Origin of the sequence: Ruminococcus sp. AF17-1AC (assembly GCF_003461385.1) — a bacterium.
Lineage (GTDB): Bacteria > Bacillota > Clostridia > Oscillospirales > Ruminococcaceae > Hominimerdicola > Hominimerdicola aceti.
Genome location: NZ_QTWZ01000006.1, coordinates 128,954 through 149,289, shown reverse-complemented (window position 1 = coordinate 149,289; position 20,336 = coordinate 128,954). Strand labels below are relative to the sequence as shown.

The 20,336-nt window shown below is 42.5% G+C and carries 20 protein-coding genes; 18 read left to right on the top strand and 2 right to left on the bottom strand.

Features of this window, described 5'->3' with window-relative positions; all coding sequences use genetic code 11:
* Positions 1 to 31 precede the first annotated feature (31 nt).
* The 14 genes from thrH to DWW81_RS06250 all read left to right on the top strand — a co-directional run bounded on the left by thrH (position 32) and on the right by DWW81_RS06250 (position 13,819).
* Positions 32 to 634 carry a bifunctional phosphoserine phosphatase/homoserine phosphotransferase ThrH gene (thrH, locus tag DWW81_RS06315; RefSeq protein WP_038673078.1) on the top strand — a complete coding sequence of 201 codons (603 nt, stop codon included), beginning with the start codon at positions 32 to 34 and terminating at the stop codon, positions 632 to 634.
* Between the two features lie 26 nt (positions 635 to 660).
* Positions 661 to 1,905 carry an SGNH/GDSL hydrolase family protein gene (locus tag DWW81_RS06310; RefSeq protein WP_117897677.1) on the top strand — a complete coding sequence of 415 codons (1,245 nt, stop codon included), beginning with the start codon at positions 661 to 663 and terminating at the stop codon, positions 1,903 to 1,905.
* A 254-nt stretch (positions 1,906 to 2,159) separates the two neighbouring features.
* Positions 2,160 to 2,459 carry a DUF2325 domain-containing protein gene (locus DWW81_RS06305; protein WP_022288593.1) on the top strand — a complete coding sequence of 100 codons (300 nt, stop codon included), beginning with the start codon at positions 2,160 to 2,162 and terminating at the stop codon, positions 2,457 to 2,459.
* Positions 2,460 to 2,502: 43 nt separating this feature from the next.
* Positions 2,503 to 3,075: a DUF3793 family protein gene (locus DWW81_RS06300; protein WP_117897678.1), complete on the top strand. Its 573-nt coding sequence runs from the start codon at positions 2,503 to 2,505 to the stop codon at positions 3,073 to 3,075.
* Between the two features lie 12 nt (positions 3,076 to 3,087).
* On the top strand, positions 3,088 to 3,495 hold the full coding sequence (locus DWW81_RS06295; RefSeq protein ID WP_117897679.1) for a flavodoxin: 408 nt from the start codon (positions 3,088 to 3,090) through the stop codon (positions 3,493 to 3,495).
* A gap of 296 nt (positions 3,496 to 3,791) precedes the next feature.
* On the top strand, positions 3,792 to 4,004 hold the full coding sequence (locus tag DWW81_RS06290; protein ID WP_022288590.1) for a FeoA family protein: 213 nt from the start codon (positions 3,792 to 3,794) through the stop codon (positions 4,002 to 4,004).
* A gap of 69 nt (positions 4,005 to 4,073) precedes the next feature.
* The gene (locus DWW81_RS06285; RefSeq protein ID WP_022288589.1) at positions 4,074 to 4,295 is read left to right on the top strand and encodes a ferrous iron transport protein A; all 222 of its coding nucleotides are present in this window, start codon (positions 4,074 to 4,076) and stop codon (positions 4,293 to 4,295) included.
* Positions 4,296 to 4,399: 104 nt separating this feature from the next.
* On the top strand, positions 4,400 to 6,889 hold the full coding sequence (locus DWW81_RS06280; RefSeq protein WP_117897680.1) for a ferrous iron transporter B: 2,490 nt from the start codon (positions 4,400 to 4,402) through the stop codon (positions 6,887 to 6,889).
* A 53-nt stretch (positions 6,890 to 6,942) separates the two neighbouring features.
* On the top strand, positions 6,943 to 7,101 hold the full coding sequence (locus DWW81_RS06275; RefSeq protein WP_117897681.1) for a FeoB-associated Cys-rich membrane protein: 159 nt from the start codon (positions 6,943 to 6,945) through the stop codon (positions 7,099 to 7,101).
* Between the two features lie 34 nt (positions 7,102 to 7,135).
* Positions 7,136 to 7,513, top strand: coding sequence for a metal-dependent transcriptional regulator (locus DWW81_RS06270; protein WP_117877934.1), 378 nt, complete (start codon positions 7,136 to 7,138; stop codon positions 7,511 to 7,513).
* Positions 7,514 to 7,689: 176 nt separating this feature from the next.
* Entirely contained in the window at positions 7,690 to 8,388 is a 699-nt protein-coding gene (locus tag DWW81_RS06265) for an ABC transporter ATP-binding protein (RefSeq protein WP_117865143.1), read from the top strand.
* 11 nt (positions 8,389 to 8,399) lie between these two features.
* Positions 8,400 to 10,658: an ABC transporter permease gene (locus DWW81_RS06260; protein WP_117897682.1), complete on the top strand. Its 2,259-nt coding sequence runs from the start codon at positions 8,400 to 8,402 to the stop codon at positions 10,656 to 10,658.
* A gap of 295 nt (positions 10,659 to 10,953) precedes the next feature.
* Complete coding sequence (gene trkA / locus DWW81_RS06255; protein WP_117897683.1) at positions 10,954 to 12,339, top strand: Trk system potassium transporter TrkA; 1,386 nt, start codon at positions 10,954 to 10,956, stop codon at positions 12,337 to 12,339.
* 10 nt (positions 12,340 to 12,349) lie between these two features.
* Positions 12,350 to 13,819, top strand: a complete 1,470-nt coding sequence (locus tag DWW81_RS06250; protein WP_117897684.1) for a TrkH family potassium uptake protein — start codon at positions 12,350 to 12,352, stop codon at positions 13,817 to 13,819.
* 71 nt (positions 13,820 to 13,890) lie between these two features.
* Here the strand turns inward: DWW81_RS06250 and DWW81_RS06245 are convergent, their stop codons facing one another.
* Positions 13,891 to 14,682 carry a hypothetical protein gene (locus tag DWW81_RS06245; protein ID WP_117897685.1) on the bottom strand — a complete coding sequence of 264 codons (792 nt, stop codon included), beginning with the start codon at positions 14,680 to 14,682 and terminating at the stop codon, positions 13,891 to 13,893.
* 276 nt (positions 14,683 to 14,958) lie between these two features.
* Here DWW81_RS06245 and DWW81_RS06240 point away from each other — a divergent pair, with 276 nt between their 5' ends.
* Positions 14,959 to 15,285 (top strand): helix-turn-helix domain-containing protein, encoded by a 327-nt coding sequence (locus tag DWW81_RS06240; RefSeq protein WP_117877944.1) that lies wholly within the window; start codon positions 14,959 to 14,961, stop codon positions 15,283 to 15,285.
* Positions 15,286 to 15,408: 123 nt separating this feature from the next.
* Here DWW81_RS06240 and spoIIID read toward each other — a convergent pair whose 3' ends face one another.
* Complete coding sequence (gene spoIIID / locus DWW81_RS06235) at positions 15,409 to 15,675, bottom strand: sporulation transcriptional regulator SpoIIID (protein WP_038671255.1); 267 nt, start codon at positions 15,673 to 15,675, stop codon at positions 15,409 to 15,411.
* A gap of 209 nt (positions 15,676 to 15,884) precedes the next feature.
* On the opposite strand from spoIIID, the gene DWW81_RS06230 reads away from it, so the two are divergent.
* The 3 genes from DWW81_RS06230 to DWW81_RS06220 all read left to right on the top strand — a co-directional run bounded on the left by DWW81_RS06230 (position 15,885) and on the right by DWW81_RS06220 (position 20,326).
* Positions 15,885 to 17,471 carry an MBL fold metallo-hydrolase gene (locus DWW81_RS06230; protein WP_046441600.1) on the top strand — a complete coding sequence of 529 codons (1,587 nt, stop codon included), beginning with the start codon at positions 15,885 to 15,887 and terminating at the stop codon, positions 17,469 to 17,471.
* A 92-nt stretch (positions 17,472 to 17,563) separates the two neighbouring features.
* Positions 17,564 to 18,499, top strand: coding sequence for a nucleoside kinase (locus DWW81_RS06225; protein WP_117897686.1), 936 nt, complete (start codon positions 17,564 to 17,566; stop codon positions 18,497 to 18,499).
* 153 nt (positions 18,500 to 18,652) lie between these two features.
* Positions 18,653 to 20,326, top strand: a complete 1,674-nt coding sequence (locus tag DWW81_RS06220) for a bifunctional diguanylate cyclase/phosphodiesterase (protein WP_117897687.1) — start codon at positions 18,653 to 18,655, stop codon at positions 20,324 to 20,326.
* Positions 20,327 to 20,336 lie beyond the last annotated feature (10 nt).

Sequence of the window (20,336 nt, the reverse complement as noted above, 5' to 3'; positions counted from 1 at the left end):
GTATATTTCTAAGGAGGAAATAATTATGAGTATGTATATCACTTGTCTTGACCTTGAGGGAGTTCTCGTTCCTGAGATATGGATAGCTTTTGCTGAGGCTACAGGTATCCCTGAGCTTAAAAGAACAACAAGAGATGAGCCTGACTATGACAAGCTTATGAAATACCGTATCAACATTCTTAAGGAGCATGGTCTTGGTCTGAAAGAGATCCAGGATACTATCGCAACTATCGACCCAATGCCAGGCGCAAAGGAGTTTCTTGACGAGCTGAGAAGCTTCACACAGGTAATAATCATCAGCGATACTTTCTCACAGTTTGCAGGTCCTCTTATGAAGAAGCTTGGTTATCCTACTATCTTCTGCAACACTCTTGAAGTTGCTGACAACGGCGAGATCACAGGCTTCAAGATGAGATGTGAAAAGTCAAAGCTTACAACTGTAAAGGCTCTCCAGTCTATCGGCTTTGAAACTATCGCAAGCGGTGACAGCCACAATGACCTTGGCATGATACAGGCGAGCAAGGCAGGCTTCCTTTTCAGAAGTACCGACAGCATAAAGGCTGAATATCCTGAGCTTCCTGCTTATGAAACATATGATGAGCTTATGGCTGCAATAAAGGCTGCTATGGACTAATAGTCTTTAATAAAGGAAAAACATAGATGAAAAAGGTAATATCACTTATAATGGCAGCGGCTTTGTCACTGTCTGCGGCAGCTTGCGGTCAAAATTCTGACAGCAGCGTGGCTGATAAGTCAAGCTCAAAGGCTGATGAAAAGCCTGCGGTGGAAAGCTGTAAGATAGCTGATGATAAGTTCGATACATATGTGTCGAACACTTACGTTGCCACGGGAAACAATTTTGTGGTAAAGAAAGCTAACGAGGTAACATACAGAGCATATTTTCCACTGGAGGAATACGGAGAGCTTGAATACGCTTTCTATTTTTCAAATACTGTGGATTCTACATACAACGCTGACGGAAAGCAGGCTTTTGCAGGCAAAGAGGGCGGAGAGTATGAGATTTCCTCGGCTTATGTCTGTGACGGTGGAACAGGTCCGGATGACGAGATAACCTCACGCACTGAGGTAACATTTGACGGTGCAGGCTCAAAGAAAGTCGCACCTGCGGAAACTTTTTGGAGCGACCCTGTTACCCTGAATATCCCTGAGGATCATTATCTCGTGTGGGAATGGACGGTGACGGGAAGAGATATTCCATGCAACAAGATGTCAAACCTCACGTCTACCACATCATCGAAAAACGGCAGCGATTTCACTTATTGTGACGATGTGCCACTGCCGCTTCTTATAGGAGCAAAGCGTGATGTGAAATATCGTGTTACGGCTATCGGCGACTCTATCACACAGGGCTGTATGACAGACTTCATGGCGTATGAGTTCTGGGCGGCACGCATTGCAAAAGAGCTTGGTTCTGATTATGCTTTCTGGAACTGCGGTCTTGGCTGGGCGAGAGCGAGCGATTGCTCACAGAAAGGCAATTGGCTCGGAAGAGCGCTCAACAGCGACATCATGATAGTTGCGTTCGGCACAAATGACATTGTTTCGGGCGAATACGGTGGAGATGGCGGAAACAATGCCGATGAGGTGAATGGCTATATAAGCACTATCCTTGAACAATCTCAGGCGGCAGGCTGTAAGACTATCTTGTTCAATGCTCCTCCACAGGATTATGACGAGGAACACGAAGCGGTGAGAACCGCACTTAACGATACTGAAAAGCAGACGGCTGACAAATACGGCGCAGAGTATTTTGACTTTGCGGCACAGCTTTCAACACCTGAAAACCCAGCAGGTGCGCTTTATGGCGGACACCCGAACGGCGAGGGTGGCAAGGCCGTGTGCGAGGCATTCATGAAACAATTCGCAGAGCTTTTAGGCAAATAATATTTGTTTTTTTTACGGCGTTGTGTCTTTTGGCACTTCGCCGTTATTTTTTGCAAAACAATACCAAACATAATCTGCGATATGTAACGCATATTATATATAGTATCTTCGCTTTTGCCGTGAATATTTTATCATATGAAAAGTTTATACTTCTGACATAAGTTTCCCTTGACAAACGGGGTTAGTTTATGCTAATATGGATATGGTTAGTAAATACTAACCTAAATTAATGAAAAGGAGGAGTTAAGAAAAATATGAGCGTTATAATAGTAGGCGGAAATGACCGTATGGCAACACGCTATAAGGATATCTGCAAATCATATGATTGCAAGGCTAAGGTGTTCATCAAATATCCTACAGGTTTTGACAAGAAGATAGGCAGTCCTGATCTGGCAGTGGTGTTTACTGATACAGTGTCACATAAAATGCTCAATGGTCTTAACCAAAGAGCAAGCAAACTTGATTTTCCCGTGGCTATATGCCATTCATCAAGCTGTTCGGCTTTGAAGAACGTGCTTGAAAAATATTGTACTAAAGGCGTTGTAAACGCATAGATCTATATGTATAGGTTAGGAATTTCTAACCAAAGGAGGGACTATGTCACAGTCTGAGCTGAGAAATTTTGAAAAAAGCATGGCTTATCATCTTGCCCCTGCAATGCTTGGAATAAAGCCTGCCTGTCTTATGTCAATGGAAAAGAACAAGGACGGGCTTGAAAAGAATGTCGAGCTTTTTAACAGCAGGGCATATACAAAGGGCATGAAGCTAACAGTGCTTTGCGAGTGCAAAAGCAGAAAGCTGCTTTTTCTCTATAACGAAAAGCTTTTGTCTGACAGACTTGCAGACAACAGAGTAAGAAAGCTTCTTGAAAGCTTTGGCTATGACAGCCGTATGACCCTTGAACAGCAGCTTGAAAGGCTGTCTGGAAGAATATCCGCAAGTGAGGATTTTCCTCATGAGATAGGTTTGTTTCTTGGCTATCCTGTTGATGATGTTACAGGGTTCATACAGAACAAGGGAAGAAACTATCTTCTCTGCGGATATTGGAAAGTCTACTCTGACGAAAACAGAGCAAGACGAATTTTCAGCAATTATGACAAGTGCAGAAATTATCTGTGTAATAAACTTGCTCAGGGCGAAAGCATTTACCAAGCCCTGAAAATTTCTTAGGAGGTAATCATAATGAAAACAGCAGTAATTTATTGGAGCGGTACAGGCAACACAGAGGCTATGGCAAAGGCAGTTGCAGAGGGTGCAGGCGCAGAGTGCTTCGCAGTTTCTGAGTTCAGCGGCAATGTTGAGGATTATGACGCAATAGCTCTTGGATGCCCTGCAATGGGTGCAGAGGAGCTTGAGGACAGTGAGTTCGAGCCATTTTTCGCAGGTATCGAGGGCAAGCTCTCAGGCAAAAAGGTAGCACTCTTCGGCTCGTACGGCTGGGGTGACGGCGAGTGGATGCGTCAGTGGCAGGACAGAGTTACGGGCGACGGTGCAACACTTGTAAATGGCGAGGGACTTATTGTAAACGAAACTCCTGACGACGACGCTCTCGCAAGCTGCAAGGCTTTGGGCGAGGCTCTTGCTAAGTAAGCATATATCTCTAATGTAATAATGTAAACTGCAAACGCAGGCGGAAAAAGGCAGTTTTGCTTTTCTGTCTGCGTTTGTGCAGTGATTAAGTTATTGAAAACTAACTAAAGTTATGTTTAACTAACTTATGATTTTGTGCAAGCTTACAAAATTGAAAAAACGGCACATTTAGTCTTGACAAATTCGGTTAGCCGTGCTAAACTATATTACGGGTTAGAAAATGCTAACCCTTTTAATAAGCCTAAAAGTTAGACTAATCTAACTTTTGATACTGACAAAAGAACAGGAGGGTCTGAATGATGCCGCTGACATTTGCAAACGTAGGGGAAGAAAACATGATAAAGAAAGTAGGCGGAAAACCTGAAACAAGAAAGTTTCTTGAAAATCTGGGTTTTGTCGCAGGTGGAACGGTAACGGTAGTAAGCACTATCGGAGGAAACGTTATCGTTAAGGTCAAAGAATCAAGAGTAGCTGTTTCAAAGGAAATGGCTGCGAAGATAATGGTATAGGAAACATTTGGCGGTCAAGCCATGATAAATATGTTTGAAGATATTTTGTATAGTTAGGAGGAACAGGTTATGGCAACATTGAAAGAAGCTAAGATCGGTTCAACAGTTACCGTGAAGAAGCTCAACGGCACTGGTGCTGTAAAGAGAAGGATCATGGATATGGGCATCACAAAGGGTGTTGAAGTCCATGTAAGAAAGGTTGCGCCTTTGGGTGACCCTATTGAAGTAACAGTCAGAGGCTATGAGCTTTCGCTCAGAAAGGCTGACGCTGAGATGATCGAAACGGTCTGATACATAGTTCAGGCAAACAGCAAAAAATTTCATCGGCAGAGCTGATGTGTACTTAGAAGATGAGGATATATCAGAGTGTCGAAATTCTGAAAGGATCGAATTGTATGGAGATCAAAATTGCTCTCGCAGGTAACCCTAACTGCGGTAAAACAACTCTTTTCAACGCTCTTACAGGTTCAAACCAGTTCGTAGGTAACTGGCCGGGCGTAACAGTTGAAAAGAAAGAGGGTAAGCTCAAAGGTCATAAGGACGTAGTTATCATGGACCTTCCTGGTATCTATTCTCTTTCACCTTATACACTTGAGGAAGTAGTTGCAAGAAACTATCTTATAAGCGAGCGTCCGGACGCTATCCTCAATATCATCGACGGAACTAACCTCGAAAGAAACCTTTATCTTACAACACAGCTCGTTGAGCTTGGTATCCCTGTTGTTGTTGCTATCAACATGATGGACGTTGTTAAAAAGAATGGCGACAAGATCAATACAGATCAGCTTGCTAAGGAGCTTGGCTGTCAGGTCTGCGAGATATCCGCTCTTAAAGGAACCGGTATCAAGGAAGCTGCTGAGCTTGCAGTAAAGGCTGCTGAGTCAAAAGTTCCAATGGTACCTCAGCATTCATTCAACGGCGTTGTTGAACACGCTATTGCTCATATTGAGGAAGCATTTCTCCATGATGTTGCTGAAGAACAGCAGAGATGGTACGCTATAAAGATATTCGAGAGAGATGAGAAGGTCATTGAACAGCTCGGTATGTCTGAGCAGGTAAAGGCTCATATCGAAAAGGATATCTGCGCTGCTGAAAAAGAAATGGACGACGACTCGGAGAGTATCATAACAAACGAGAGATACATTTACATAGCGTCAATAATCAAGGATTGCTATAAAAAGAAAAATCAGGGCGGTCTTACAACATCAGATAAGATAGATAAGATCGTAACGAACCGTTGGCTCGGTCTTCCTATCTTTGCGGTGGTTATGTTCCTTGTTTACTATATCTCAATGGTAACAGTAGGTTCAGCCGCAACTGACTGGGCAAACGACGGACTCTTTGGTGACGGTTGGCATCTGTTCGGTATCGGTTCATCTGACGCTGAGGACGCTGCTGACGAATATGGCAGCTCGCTTGACATAATCAACGCATTTATCGAGCAGCAGGGCGGCGAGGCTATCGACAACGAGGCTGATGACTTTGATGCTGCCGCTGCAAAGACAACAGCAGACAACCTGCTTGCTACAGTAGATAAGTCCGCAACTGCTGATTATACAGTAGAGGACGAGGAAACACTTGAAGAAACAACAAAAACAGCTAAGTATGCTGATCTGAAAGCTGCAGTTGCAGCCGCTGAGAAATACAGCTTCGCTGATCCAGACCCAGCTGATTACGGCGTATGGGTACCAGGTATCCCTGTACTTATCGAAAGCGGTCTTGACGCAGTAAACTGCGCAGATTGGCTCAAGGGTCTTATCCTTGACGGTATCGTTGCCGGTGTTGGTGCGGTTCTTGGATTTGTACCACAGATGCTCGTACTCTTCATTCTCCTTGCTATCCTTGAGGCTTGCGGTTACATGGCTCGTATCGCATTCGTAATGGACAGGATATTCAGAAAGTTCGGTCTTTCAGGAAAGTCATTTATTCCGATCCTTATTGGTACAGGTTGCGGTATCCCTGGTATCATGGCTTCAAGAACTATCGAGAACGAGCGCGACAGACGTATGACTGTCATGACAACAACATTTATTCCTTGCGGAGCTAAGACGCCATTTATTGCAATGATCGCAGGCGCTATCTTCGGCGGTTCTGCTTGGGTAGCAACAGGCGCATACTTCATCGGTATCGCAGCTATCATTATTTCAGGTATCATGCTGAAAAAGACAAAGATGTTCGCAGGAGATCCTGCACCATTCGTAATGGAACTTCCTGCTTACCATATCCCTACAGTAGGCAACGTACTCAGATCAATGTGGGAGCGTGGCTGGTCATTCATCAAGAAGGCTGGTACGATCATTACACTGTCAACTATCTTCGTATGGTTCACTTCATACTTCGGCTGGGTAGACGGTTCGTTCGGTATGCTCACAGAAGACCAGATGGAATACAGTATCTTGGCTCACATTGGTAAGGCTATCTGCTGGATCTTCGCACCTCTTGGCTGGGGCAACTGGCAGGCAACTGTTGCAGCTGTTACAGGTCTTGTTGCTAAGGAGAACATCGTTGGTACAATGGGTATCCTTTACGGCGGCGGAGATGGTTCAGTTTACTCTGCTATCGGTGCTGCATTCACTGGCATCACAGGTATGTCATTCCTTATCTTCAACCTTCTCTGCGCACCTTGCTTTGCAGCAATGGGAGCTATCAAGCGTGAAATGAACAGCAGAAAGTGGTTCTGGTTCGCTATTGGCTATGAGTGTGGTTTCGCTTATGTTATCGCTCTTATCGTAAATCAGCTTGGCGGTCTTTTCACAGGTAAGGTAAATGTTATCGGTCTTATCTTTGCAATAGCTCTTATCGCCCTTATCATCTATATGCTCGTTAGACCTTATAAGGAAAGCACAAAGCTTGAAAAGGAAGTCAAGGTAGGAGCTAAGGCTTAATAAAAGAAAATTTCATCATCACTGATCTTGCATAAACAGTTGGGAGGATAATTATGGACACAGTAGGCGGTACGATTCTGATTGCAGTTATACTTGCTGTTATCGTGGCAGCTATCATTTACAAACTAGTAAAAGACAAAAAGCAGGGCAAAAGCTCCTGTGGAGGCAGCTGCGGCTGTTGTCCAAATTCTTCTCGCTGTCACAGATCATGATAAAACAGTAATAAACTTCGGGGAGGTCATCTGAATGCTGACTAAATCACAGAAAAGGTATTTATTTGCCATATACAGACTGGGTCAGAACGGCAGACCTGTCAAGTCCACAGAGGTAGCTTCTGTTCTGGGCGTGACAAAGGCAAGCACCGTCAAGATGACTCAGAAGCTTATAGACGAGGGCTATATAATCAAAGAGCCTTACCGTGAGATCACACTGACATCTGAGGGCATAAAGGCAGCTAATGAGCTTTATACTCCAAGTGTGATACTTCAGGATTTTCTTGAAAACCGTGTGGGCGTTGAGAGAAAAAATGCCGAGAATGACTCCGTGGCTATTGTTTCTCAGATATCTGAGGACGCTCTCGACAAGCTTGTAAGCTTTGCTTTGCAAAGCACGACAAACGGCTAAATCAGTAATATTTATATCGTTAGATCCCGCCTTTTTCGGCGGGATTTATCAGATATATCGGTTAGTTGCAAATAACCACAATGTGAAGTAAGTTATGGCATACAAATATGTATAATATGACGTTAAAAACGGCAAAGATACATTATTAAAATAAATAGTTGGAAAGGGGAATGAATGTGTTTCTTGAAATAAAGAACATAAAAAAGCATTTTGGCGAGGGCGAGAGCAGGGTTGAAGTGCTTAAGGGCATTGATATCGAAATAGAAAAAGGAGAGTTCTGCGTGCTTCTCGGACCGTCAGGCTCAGGTAAATCAACACTTCTGAACATTATAGGAGGAATTGACGCCGCTGACGAGGGGTATATCTCAATAAACGGCGAAAAAACAGCCGACATGAACGAAAAGGCATTGACCCTTTACAGAAGAAAGCACTTGGGTTATATCTTCCAGATGTACAACCTTATACCTAACCTGAATATCAAGGAGAATATCGAGGTAGGCGCATATCTTAGCGACAACCCTCTTGACGTTGACGACCTGCTTAAAACCCTTGGGCTTTACGAACATCGTCACAAGCTTCCTAATCAGCTTTCTGGAGGTCAGCAGCAGAGAACTGCTATTGGCAGAGCCATCGTCAAGAACCCTGATATCCTGCTCTGCGACGAGCCCACAGGTGCGCTTGACTACAATACCTCCAAGGAGATATTACAGCTTATAGAGGACGTAAACAAGAAGTATGGCAACACTATCATAATGGTAACACATAATGACGCTATCAAGCAAATGGCTGACAGAGTTGTAAAGCTCAGAGATGGTATGATAAGAAAGAATTATCTTAATGAAACTAAGCTCACAGCCGCAGAGCTTGATTGGTAAGGAGGGTCATCATGAAAAACCCTCTTATCAAGCGTTTGCCCAGAGAGCTTAAGGGCGAAATAGGAAAATACATCGTTCTGTTTTTGTTCATCACAATGATGATAGGCATAGTATCAGGCTTTCTTGTTGCGGCAGGCAGTATGTCTGTTGCTTATGACGAAAGCTTTGAGAAATACAATATCGAAAGCGGAAATTTTGAGCTTCTTCAAAAAGCCGATGATGATGCTGTCAAAAAGATAGAGAACGGTGAGGAGAAGATAAAGGTATATGAAAATTTTTATCTTGACAAAGAAACAAAAGAAGTTGACAGCACTATCAGGCTTTTCAAAAATCGTAAGGATATCGACAAGATATGTATAATGGACGGTGAGCTTCCTTCTGCTGATGACGAGATCGCTATTGACAGAATGTATGCTGACAATAATAAACTTAAAGTTGGCGACAGCCTGACGGTCGGCGGCAAGAAGCTTAAGATAACAGGTCTTGTTGCACTTTCAGATTACAGCGCACTGTATTCTAATCCGTCTGATATGATGTTTGACGCTTTGAAGTTCGGTGTAGCTATCGTTACCGATACGCTTTTTGACGATTATGGTGAGGCTGATCTTCATTACAGCTACTCATGGAAATATGATAAAACCCCGGCAGAAGATGAGGAAGCTCAGGATATGGCTGAGAAGGTCATGAAGCATATAAATGGAATCTCAATGCTCACTCAGTTTATTCCGGAATACTCAAATCAGGCGATACATTTTACAGGCGACGATATTAAGGGCGATAACACAATGATAACAGTTTTTCTTTATCTTGTTATGGTCATAATCGCATTTGTTTTTGCTATAACAACGGGAAACACTATTGCAAAAGAAGCAAACGTTATAGGTACGCTCAGAGCCTCAGGCTACACAAAGGGCGAGCTTGTTAGACATTATCTTGCAACGCCTATGATAGTCGTGCTTGTATCTGCCATTGTAGGCAACATACTTGGTTACACCTGCTTTAAGGATTTTGCGGTCAAAGCGTACTATGGAAGCTACAGTCTGCCAACATACAAGACGATCTGGAACGCAGATGCGTTTATAAAGACGACAGTAGTTCCTCTCATAATACTTTTCGTAATAAACCTTGTAATGCTTGTAAATAAACTAAGTCTTTCACCGCTTAAATTTTTAAGGCGTGATCTTAAAAAGCGTCAGAAGAAAAAGGCTTTTAAGCTCAACACAAGGATAGGCATATTAAAGCGTTTCAGACTTAGAGTCATCTTCCAGAACATTCCTAACTATATTACAGTGTTTGTTGGCATTCTTTTTGCTAATGTTATCATCTTCTTTGGCCTTGGCATGAAGCCTATGCTTCTTCATTATCAGGATATAATAGAAGATAATATGATAAGCAAATATCAGTATGTGCTGAAAATGCCTGTTGAAACTAAAACAGAGGGCGTAGAGAAATACTGTTCAGGCTCTCTTAAAACTGTCGATGACAAGCTCAAAGAGGAAACGGCAACTATTTACGGAGTTAAAGAAAACAGCAAGTTCGTTCATGCAGATATAAAAGACGGCGGAGCGTTTATCTCTGATGGTTATTCTCAGAAGTATAACATAGAGGTCGGCGATGAAGTGACGCTGAAAGAGTCTTACGGAGATAAAAAATACAATTTTAAGGTAGAGGGTATCTATGACGATCCTGCAACTATAGCAGTTTATCTGACAGACAGCGACTTCATAAAGACCTTTGAACTTGAGGACGGGTATTTTAACGGTTATTTCTCCAATACAAAGATAAAGGATATAGACGATCTGTATATTGCGACAACTATAACGAAAGACGACCTGACAAAAACATCACGACAGCTCATACTGTCTATGGGTTCTATGATAAGTATGTTTGCGACAGCGGGTGTTATAATGTTCATGCTAATTGTTTATCTTCTTTCAAAGGTCATAATAGAAAAGAACAGCCAGTCTATTTCTATGACAAAGATACTGGGTTACAACAACAGGGAAATAAACAGCCTTTATATAACGACTACGACCATAGTCGTTATAGCCTCAATGCTGCTGACTGTTCCTATAGTAAATGTCACTTTGAAGTATATATTCAAAGTTGCTTTCGCTCAGTATTCAGGCTGGATGCCATATTATGTGCCAGCAAAAATATTTGTTGAAGTGCCGTTGCTCGGTATCATTTCATATGCGGTAATAGCATTTATCCTTACAAGACGTGTAAAGAAAGTACCTCTTGATGAGGCACTCAAAAATGTAGAGTAATTCTTCCAAATCATTCTTTCTTAATTGAGCTGTGCTGTCGGTATGTATCGGCGGCACAGTTTTTTGTGTTTTTTTATAACTTTTTTTGAAAATCGCTAATTTGGAAAAATGAGTTAGGCAATCGTCGTAAATTTTATTAATATCTTTACTATACTTTAACATATTATTAACAGCATAGTGATACATTATATGATATGGAATTATACGCTTTTGATGATCAGGCTCTGCTTAATGAAGAGAAGAAGTGCAGAGAACTGCTGTGAATGACAGTATGTCATTCGGTGGGAGGAAAAATATGAGTAAACAAAAGAAGCCTGCAGGCGGTTTGAATATTATCATTGTGGGCTGCGGAAAAGTAGGCACGACCCTTGTTGAACAGCTTGTGAAAGAGGGTCACGATATCACGATAGTTGACAAGAATGCAAAGAAGATACAGGAACTCAGTAGTCTTTATGACATTATGGGCATCGTAGGAAACGGCGCAAGCTTTAGCGTTCAGCAGGATGCCGGCATAGAGAACGCCGACCTTATAATTGCTGTCACAGAGTCTGATGAGCTTAACCTGCTTTGTTGTACACTTGCCAAGAGAGTAGCAAAGTGTTCGGCTATAGCAAGAGTAAGAACACCTGATTACAGCAAGGAGATAGTCTATCTAAGAGAGAAGCTTGGTCTTGCAATGGTCATAAATCCTGAGCTTGAGGCTTCAAGAGAAGCGTCAAGAATACTTTGTCTGCCAACAGCTCTTGAGGTAAACACCTTTGCGAATGGTCAGGCGGAGCTTATAAAGTATAAGATACCTGAGGGCAATCCTCTTGTCGGCACTACGATCGCTGAGCTTAGCCGTAAAACGGCAACAAGCCTGCTTATATGCGCTGTTGAGAGAGAAGGGGAAATATATATTCCATCTGGCGATTTCACAATGAAAAAGAATGATGTTATCTCATTTTGCACCCAAAGAAATTTTTCAAGAACGTTCTTTGAAGATCTCAGTGTGAAGACAAATCAGGTGAAGAACACAATGATAATAGGCGGTGGCAAGGCGGCTTATTATCTTGCAAAACGTCTTATTGGCATGGGGATCAACGTCAAGATAATCGAGAATGACAGACAGCGCTGTGAGGATCTCAGCGTGCTTTTGCCAAAGGCGATAATAATAAACGGTGATGGCACTGACGAGGAACTTCTGAAGGAAGAGGGCATAGAGTATGCAGAGTCATTTGTGGCTCTCACGGGAATAGACGAAGAAAATATCCTGCTCACTCTTCATGCAAGACAGGTGTCAAATGCTAAGACTATCACAAAGATAAACAGGATAAACTTCAAGGACGTTATAAGCAGACTGGACCTTGGAAGCGTAGTATATCCAAGATATATCACCTCTGAGGCGATAATAGCCTACGTCCGTGCGAAGAACGAATCGGGAGATAGCAATATCGAAACGCTGTATCATTTGTTCGATCATAGAGTAGAAGCTATCGAGTTCAAGGTGGATCAGGAGTCAGAGGTCACAGGTGCACCGCTTCAGGCTCTTGATTTAAAAAGACATTTGCTTGTAGCGTTCATAAACCGAAACGGCAAGATCATTATCCCGAGCGGTCAGGATACTATAGAGAAGGGCGACACTGTAATGGTCGTCACTACTCATACGGGATTTAACGATATCACTGATATTCTGAAATAGCGGAGGAAATATGAACAGCTCGATCATTCGATATATTTTAGGAAACGTTATGCGAATGGAAGCCTGCTTTTTGCTGCTGCCTTGCATAGTGTCGCTGGTTTACGGGGAAGGCGTGGGACTTTATTATCTTGGAACAGCCATTGTGTGCCTTGCTATTGGTGTGGTAATGGCTTGGAAAAAGCCTAAAAACTATGTGTTTTATCTCAAAGAGGGTTGTATAGCAACATCTTTGAGCTGGATAGTTATGAGCCTTGTTGGGTGTATGCCTTTTTGGATAAGCGGAGAGATACCAAGCTTCACGGATGCTATGTTTGAAACAGTTTCCGGCTTTACAACAACTGGTGCTTCGATCCTTACCAATGTTGAGGCGCTTTCTCATACTGCACTTTTTTGGCGAAGCTTCACGCACTGGATAGGCGGTATGGGAGTTTTGGTGTTCCTGCTTGCTATCATACCGCTGAGCGGTGGCTCAAATATAAATCTTATGAGGGCGGAAAGCCCTGGACCATCAGTGGGCAAGCTTGTTCCGAAGATGAAATATACCGCAAGGATACTTTATATAATCTATTTTGGCATGACCATATTGGAATTTATTTTTCTTATTATCGGCAAAATGCCTGTGTTTGACAGCATTTGTACAGCCGTTGGAACGGCAGGCACGGGTGGTTTTGGAGTCAAGAACGACAGCCTAGGAAGCTATTCGCCATATTTGCAGTGGGTGGTTGCCATTTTCATGATACTGTTTGGCGTGAATTTTAACGCATACTATTATATTATATACAGGCATTTTAAAAAGGCATTCAAAATGGAGGAAGTACGGTGCTATTTTGCTATAATCCTCATTGCCACAGCTATAATATTCGCAAATATCCTCGACCGCTGTGTTAGCATTTTTGACGCACTCACAAAGTCAGTCTTTCAGGTGGCGTCACTAATTACAAGTACGGGCTTTTCAAGCACTGACTTTAATCTGTGGCCTCAGATATGCCGGACGGTGCTTGTACTTATAATGTTCATAGGAGCTTGCGCAGGCAGTACGGGCGGAGGTATAAAGGTATCAAGAGTGATCGTGCTTTTCAAGACAATGATAAAGGAGCTTCACTCATATATACACCCAAAGAGCATACGAAAGGTAAACCTTGACGGCAAACCTGTTGAGCATGAGATAGTGCGTTCTATAAATGTTTATATCGTAACATTCGTGATAATTTTTGCTTCATCAGTTTTTATGGTGGCATTTGATGGTAAAGATCTTGTAACAAACTTTACTGCTGTGCTGACAACCATCAATAACATGGGACCTGGTCTTGCGGAGGTAGGTCCAACAGGCAACTTTTCAAACTTCTCTGTTTTTTCAAAGTTCGTTTTCATGTTCGATATGCTTGCAGGCAGATTGGAGCTTTTCCCTCTGCTGATACTTTTCCACCCCTCTGCATGGAAAGATCTTATCTCTAAAAGGGCGGAAGCAAGAAAATTCTGATAACATAAAAAGGACTGCATCTCGACCCATTCAGGGACGATGTGCAGTCTTTTGATTTTCTATAAGGTATGTTATTTAAAGAAAAACCCTGCTGTCATGTCAAGATAATTTCCGCCGCTGTAGTTTGGATACTGCTTCTCGACTTCTGCCTTGAAGCTTTCTGCGCTTGTGCAGTTTGCAGCAATGGATTTGAGGTTTTCAAGATAGTCTATCTTTGTCTGAGCGTCTTTAAGATCCTCAGGTGTGTAGTGGGAAGTGAGTATAAGGTCATAGCCCTTTGCGATATAGTCACGAAGCTGTGCAATTATTGCGTCAGCGTGACCTGCCCCTGCAACGATAGAGTGGCAATCGTGACCGAGCATATGAGTGTAAACTGCATTTATCTCAGGTATCTCAACGTCAAATGCCTCAGAAGTCTGCTTGATAACAAAATCAATGCCGCCGATAGCGATCTTGCCCTCGCCGATAACGTTCGTTATCTTGTGAACTGACTTGTCGAAAATATCGCCGAATGCGCCTGTGAAGTTGTTGATAAGAGCCTTTCCACCACCGTTTTCTGAATATTCCACAGCGTTCTGTGTTGCATACTTAGGCACGTCAGGCAGGAACGTTGCGCCTGCGCCGTGATATGCCACCAGCATACCTTCTACCTCAACGTCCTTGAGATAGTCTGCAAGCTCGGTATTGTTGTCAAAGAAGCAAGGTGACTCGATAACGACAGCCTTGCCGTTTTTCTCGACGATAAAAACTTCGTTGTCGATAAAATCGTTGGTCTTGTAAGTGTGAAGCTTTATGCCACCGAAATCGTAAACGTTCACTTCGCCTTTTGCGAGCTTAACAGATGTAAATGTATTTTTGTTCATAATATATTCCTCCTAAAGTTTTGCGTTTGGATTTGACTTTCGGAAGAACAAGCGCTTGATCTCTTTCCTTGACTTTATCATATCACAAAGTTTTTACCTTGAAAAGTACGCACTTTTTTGTAAGGTAGTTACCAAAAAGTAAGTTTTGCGCAAAAACGCTGTTTTTATGTAAAAACAAAATTGTAAACATTATATGAATAAAACTAATGTTGCTTTTGGGCTTGTAATATGCTATAATGAATGTAACATTCTAAATGAAACAATTGAGGTGATAATATGCTGAGAAAAGAAGATCTGCCTGAATGTCCTATAGCAACAACTGTGCAGCTTATCGGCAACAAGTGGAAACTGCTTATCCTGCGCAATTTGCGTATGCGTCCATGGCGGTTTAATGAGCTTCAAAAGTCACTGACAGGTATAAGTCAGAAGGTGCTTACGGAAAATCTCCGTGCAATGGAATCAGACGGGATAATCGTTCGCACTGTTTATGCAGAAGTGCCGCCGAGAGTAGAGTATTCGCTAAGCGACCTTGGCGAGACCATGCGTCCTATTTTAGACGCTATGGAGAAGTGGGGAAATGAATATAAGGCATCATTTAATTGAATTATAATAATATACAGAATAAGTAAAAGCAAAAGACTGCATATCGACCTGAAAATGGTCGTAATGCAGTCTTTTGTTGTAAGATCAAATTGTAAATTTAAAAATACTAGCTTTTTACGCCTGTTATTTTACAGCCTTTTTGAACTGCTGTTCATATTTATGCTTGGTCGCTATTCCGCCTCTTATATGTCTTTCACGTTTGTTTTCCTCAAGGACCTCTTTTACGCTTTTGAAAAGCTGAGGAGAGATTTTCGGCAGACGTTCTGTCAGATCCTTATGTACTGTGGATTTGCTTATGCCAAATTCCTTTGCCGCACAGCGTACCGTGGCTCTGTGTGCCGCAACATATTCTCCAAGCAGCACACATCGTTCCTTTTCGGATCCATTCATTGTTCACACCCCATTAAATTTTTCTGTAGTAATCTATATGCTGTTGCTTACCTCATTATTACTTGACGTTCTTTCAGACTTTACAAAATAATTGCCGATAATCAAATATTTTTATGCAAAATGCTTGAAATCACACTTGGAATGTGCTATAATGTAAGTGTGATAGAGATACTGTCACAGAATATGAACGAAACGAGGGGATAAGGGCAATGAAACTTAATTTTATCGGTGCAACACATGAGGTAACGGGAAGCTGTACATATATAGAAGCCTGCGGAAAGAGATTTCTGGTGGATTTCGGAATGGAGCAGGGCGTTGACTATTTTGAAAATGCGAAGATACCTTGTCCTCCTGGAAATATAGATTTTGTATTGCTGACTCATGCTCATATAGATCATTCAGGTCTGCTTCCACTATTGGCGGCAGGCGGCTTTGCTGGACAGATACACGCAACGGAGGCCACTTGTAATTTATGTGAGATAATGCTGAGAGATTCAGCGCATATTCAGGAGTTTGAAGCAGAGTGGAGAAGCAGAAAGGGCAAACGTAAGGGCACTGGCGAGGTGTCGCCACTCTATACTATGGCAGACGCAGAGGCGGCTATTGCCTGCCTTTGCCCACACCCATACAGTGAGGTGACGGAGATATCCGAGGGCATAAAGGTACGCTTTATCGACGCAGGTCACTTGCTTGGTTCATCAAGCATCGAGATATGGCTCACAGAGAACGGTGAAGAACGTAAGATCGTATTTTCGGGAGATATAGGAAACCTTGACCAGCCTCTTATCAGAGATCCGCAGTATATAACGGAGGCAGATTATGTTGTAATGGAGTCCACATACGGTAACCGTCGCCATGATAAGCCGAAGGACTATGCAAAGAGTCTTGCAGAGGTCATTCAAAAGACCTTTGATAGGGGAGGAAATCTTGTTATACCGTCCTTTGCAGTGGGCAGAACTCAGGAACTGCTGTATTTTATAAGGCATATCAAGGCGGAGAATATGGTGACGGGTCATGGGGATTTTCCTGTGTATGTGGATTCTCCGCTTGCTATCGAGGCAACGCAGATATTCAATAAAAACAAAAATTCCTGTTTCGATGAAGAGGCAATGTCCTATGTGAACAAGGGCATAAATCCTATCACTTTCAGCGGACTTAATATCGCTGTCACAAGTGACGAGTCAAGAGCCATAAACTTTATCGACACGCCTAAGATAATAATTTCCGCAAGCGGTATGTGCGAGGCAGGCAGAATAAAACACCACCTCAAGCACAATTTGTGGAAACCTGAAAACACTATACTTTTTGTGGGCTATCAGGCTATGAATACCCTTGGAAGAAGTCTTGTGGAGGGTGCAAAAACTGCAAAGCTTTTCGGCGAGGAAATCGTTGTCAGGGCTGAGATACTGGTGCTGCCAGGCGTGAGCGGTCATGCTGACGTTGATGGTCTGGACAGGTGGATAAAAAGCTATGAAAAGCCGCCTAAGAAAGTCTTTGTCAACCACGGCGAGGATTCTGTTGCCGAGGCGTATAAGGAGCATTTGCGTAACGATTTCGGGCTTAACGCCTTTGCACCATACAGCGGTGCGGAACTTGACCTTATAAGCGGCGAGTTCAAAAACACGACCCCTATAAAGATAGTCAAGAAGACAGGTGCGTCGCCTAATTATCAGCGTCTGCTCAGCGCTCTTGACAGGCTGACGGCTTTGGTAAACAAAAGCTCAGGTCTTACGAATAAAGATCTTGCAAAGCTCACTGATACCATAAATAATATCTGTGCAAAGTGGAACGATTAGCTTTTGCTGTACATATAATATGAGATACAGGGCAACACTGCACGCTTTATGTGTGGTGTTGCCTGACGCATACGAAAGGAACAAACCACACAATGAAAAAGATACACGTCAGTGCTATAAACAGAAAGGTCAGAGGTGACGAAAAGCTTTTTGTTGAAGAGTGCGACAGAAAATATAATGAAAAGCTCGTTGCCATTGCAGACAGCATCGAGGAGCATCAAAAGGAGAAGCCTATATTGCTTTTGGCAGGTCCGTCAGGGGCGGGCAAGACCACAACAGCGTTGAAAATAGAGGAAATACTTGACAGCAGGGGGATACACACCCACACTATCTCTATGGACGATTATTTTCTGCCTTCTGACAGCTTCACCGCTGTTATAGGAGAGGACGGCAAGCCTGACTATGAATCTCCTGACAGGATAGACAGAAAGCTTCTCTATGAGCATATGGAAATGATAAACAGTGGCGAGGAGGTAGTTCTGCCGAAGTTTGAATTTTCAGAACAATGCAGGCGTGATGGAGAAAAACTCAGACGAAACAAAAACGACATAGTTGTTTTTGAGGGTATCCATGCCCTTAATCCAGAGGTCACAGGTGCGGCTGGGGATTATGCAAGATGTATGTATGTCAGTGTAAGAAGCAGACTTGAATTGAAAGACGGTGAGCTTCTGCATCCTTGCTATATCAGGCTTATGCGCAGACTCATAAGGGACGGATTTTTCCGTGGCAGAAGTGCAGCGGAAACACTAGATATGTTCGACAGCGTTGAGGCTGGTGAGAACAAGTATATAATGCCATACAAGCACAGGGCTGAGTTTTCAGTGGATACTTTTCACGCTTATGAGCCTGCCTTGTATAAGAACTATCTTTTGGATACACTGCGACGTGAGAGCAGGAGTTATAAGGATTTTGAACGCTTTTTGCCTATGCTAAAAGCCCTTGAGGAGATAGAGCCGGTGATGCTCGAAAGTGTGCCTGTAAATTCCCTTGCAAGGGAGTTTGTAGGTGAGAGCAGCTATAGCTACTAAGACGATAAAACGCCGTCGGAAAAGGACGGCGTTTTGCTATGTTTGCTTGACTTTTTTTATAAAAAGTAGTAAAATGAAATAAGGTAAGTATAGGTATTTTTGAAAACGTTTTCCTGAACGTGATCATTGAATAAAAAATTAGTGGGGATAAAAATGAATTTTGATAATGATTTGATGCTTTTCTTCCGAACGATATATGAAGATTCGGCAGATATGGACGAATGCAGTGCCAAGGTGAAAAGTGCTGTGGCTGCTGTGGCAGACAAGCTTGACATCGTCAGAGCGGAGCTTGCAGTGAAAATGCCTGCAACAAAGCTTTGTGAGGATGGAGCAGATATGCTCATGGTGCTTTATGACAGAGAGAAGGACGTGGAAAACGAGCCTTTTGAGGCAAGTTTTCCTTTGTTTGAAGGCGGCTTTATAACAGTGACCTTTTATTCTGGTAATTCCAATGGCTTTGATAACGAGCAAAGGAATATCGTAGAGATAATTGCAAACACCGTGTTTATCCAGTTTAACAGGGTAGTTATGCAGGAGCTTGTTACTCATGTTATAAAAACGGATATCGAAACAGGTGCAGCAACTTTAGACGCTTTGATAAACTATGCCGGTATGCTTATAGCGCAAAACAGGATAGAGGATTTCAGTATAATTTTTTTCAATATACATAACTTCAAATATGTAAATAAGGTATTAAATTACGAACAGGGCGACGTTGTTTTGCGTAATTATACAAAGACTATATACCGAAATCTTTCAGATGGTGAGATGATCGCAAGACTTGGCGGCGATAATTTCGTTATGCTTGTAAAGAACGAATCGCTCAGAGAATATATTGATATGCTCAGCTTTATGAACATAAGGTATGACGATGGCAAAGTATCAAAGGATTTTATTTTTAGTGCAACCATCGGATATTCGTCAACTGTGGGTATAAGATATCCAAGAGAAGTAATGGCTCGTGCAAGCATTGCATATGCTGCTGCAAGACGAGTTGGCGCAGGCCATGTAATGGAGTATTCCGAAAATATAAAACAAGAACTGATGAAAATTCAGGGAGTGCTGTCAAACTTCATGGCTGGGCTTATGGCAGGTGAGTTTGAGGTGTATTATCAGCCAAAGGTACGCATCGAAACCAAGAAGATATTTGGTGCAGAAGCCCTTGTACGTTGGCATAGAAAGGGAAGGTTATCAGCACCGGTGGAGTTTATTCCGCTTCTCACGAATGACGGAAGCATAATAAAGCTTGACTACTATGTGCTTGAAGAAGTTTGCAAATGGCTGAGAAAACGCATAGATATGGGTTTTGAACCTTTGAGGATATCAGTGAATTTTTCGAGGAAGCACCTGGAAGAAAAAAATATGATAGGCAATATAGTTGCCTTGATCGACAAATACGAGCTTGATCACCAGCTTATAGAAATAGAGCTTACTGAAAGCGAGGATTATCAGAATTTTGAGCTTATCACAGAGATCGTGAATGGTCTGAGAGCTAATGGTATCGTCACATCTATGGACGATTTTGGTACTGGCTTTTCATCGCTCAATGTGATAAAGAACGTTGATCTGCAGGTAATAAAGATAGACAAGTCCTTTATTCCTCTTGAAAAGGATTATGAGGGCAAGGATAAAGATCTTATAATGTTCTATTACATTATAAAAATGGTTAAAAAGCTTGGCAAGGAAACTATCGCCGAGGGAGTTGAAACTGAGCAGCAGCTTGACTATCTCAGAGAAGTTGGCTGTGATGCCGTTCAGGGCTTTGTATTTGACAAGCCTCTGCCTGCGGCTGAGTTTGAGAAACGTCTTGCCTGCGGTTATAACTGATAAATAAAAG

Bases quoted from the DNA above. Each gene is read 5' to 3' on its own strand.
- DWW81_RS06280 (WP_117897680.1), top strand. From the start codon at position 4,400: ATGGAGATCAAAATTGCTCTCGCAGGTAACCCTAACTGCGGTAAAACA.
- DWW81_RS06305 (WP_022288593.1), top strand. From the start codon at position 2,160: ATGAGCGTTATAATAGTAGGCGGAAATGACCGTATGGCAACACGCTAT.
- DWW81_RS06225 (WP_117897686.1), top strand. From the start codon at position 17,564: ATGAAAAAGATACACGTCAGTGCTATAAACAGAAAGGTCAGAGGTGAC.
- DWW81_RS06275 (WP_117897681.1), top strand. From the start codon at position 6,943: ATGGACACAGTAGGCGGTACGATTCTGATTGCAGTTATACTTGCTGTT.
- DWW81_RS06310 (WP_117897677.1), top strand. From the start codon at position 661: ATGAAAAAGGTAATATCACTTATAATGGCAGCGGCTTTGTCACTGTCT.
- DWW81_RS06300 (WP_117897678.1), top strand. From the start codon at position 2,503: ATGTCACAGTCTGAGCTGAGAAATTTTGAAAAAAGCATGGCTTATCAT.
- DWW81_RS06220 (WP_117897687.1), top strand. From the start codon at position 18,653: ATGAATTTTGATAATGATTTGATGCTTTTCTTCCGAACGATATATGAA.
- DWW81_RS06260 (WP_117897682.1), top strand. From the start codon at position 8,400: ATGAAAAACCCTCTTATCAAGCGTTTGCCCAGAGAGCTTAAGGGCGAA.
- DWW81_RS06240 (WP_117877944.1), top strand. From the start codon at position 14,959: ATGCTGAGAAAAGAAGATCTGCCTGAATGTCCTATAGCAACAACTGTG.
- DWW81_RS06290 (WP_022288590.1), top strand. From the start codon at position 3,792: ATGATGCCGCTGACATTTGCAAACGTAGGGGAAGAAAACATGATAAAG.
- DWW81_RS06250 (WP_117897684.1), top strand. From the start codon at position 12,350: ATGAACAGCTCGATCATTCGATATATTTTAGGAAACGTTATGCGAATG.
- DWW81_RS06285 (WP_022288589.1), top strand. From the start codon at position 4,074: ATGGCAACATTGAAAGAAGCTAAGATCGGTTCAACAGTTACCGTGAAG.
- DWW81_RS06270 (WP_117877934.1), top strand. From the start codon at position 7,136: ATGCTGACTAAATCACAGAAAAGGTATTTATTTGCCATATACAGACTG.
- DWW81_RS06230 (WP_046441600.1), top strand. From the start codon at position 15,885: ATGAAACTTAATTTTATCGGTGCAACACATGAGGTAACGGGAAGCTGT.
- DWW81_RS06295 (WP_117897679.1), top strand. From the start codon at position 3,088: ATGAAAACAGCAGTAATTTATTGGAGCGGTACAGGCAACACAGAGGCT.
- DWW81_RS06245 (WP_117897685.1), bottom strand. From the start codon at position 14,682: ATGAACAAAAATACATTTACATCTGTTAAGCTCGCAAAAGGCGAAGTG.
- spoIIID (WP_038671255.1), bottom strand. From the start codon at position 15,675: ATGAATGGATCCGAAAAGGAACGATGTGTGCTGCTTGGAGAATATGTT.
- thrH (WP_038673078.1), top strand. From the start codon at position 32: ATGTATATCACTTGTCTTGACCTTGAGGGAGTTCTCGTTCCTGAGATA.
- trkA (WP_117897683.1), top strand. From the start codon at position 10,954: ATGAGTAAACAAAAGAAGCCTGCAGGCGGTTTGAATATTATCATTGTG.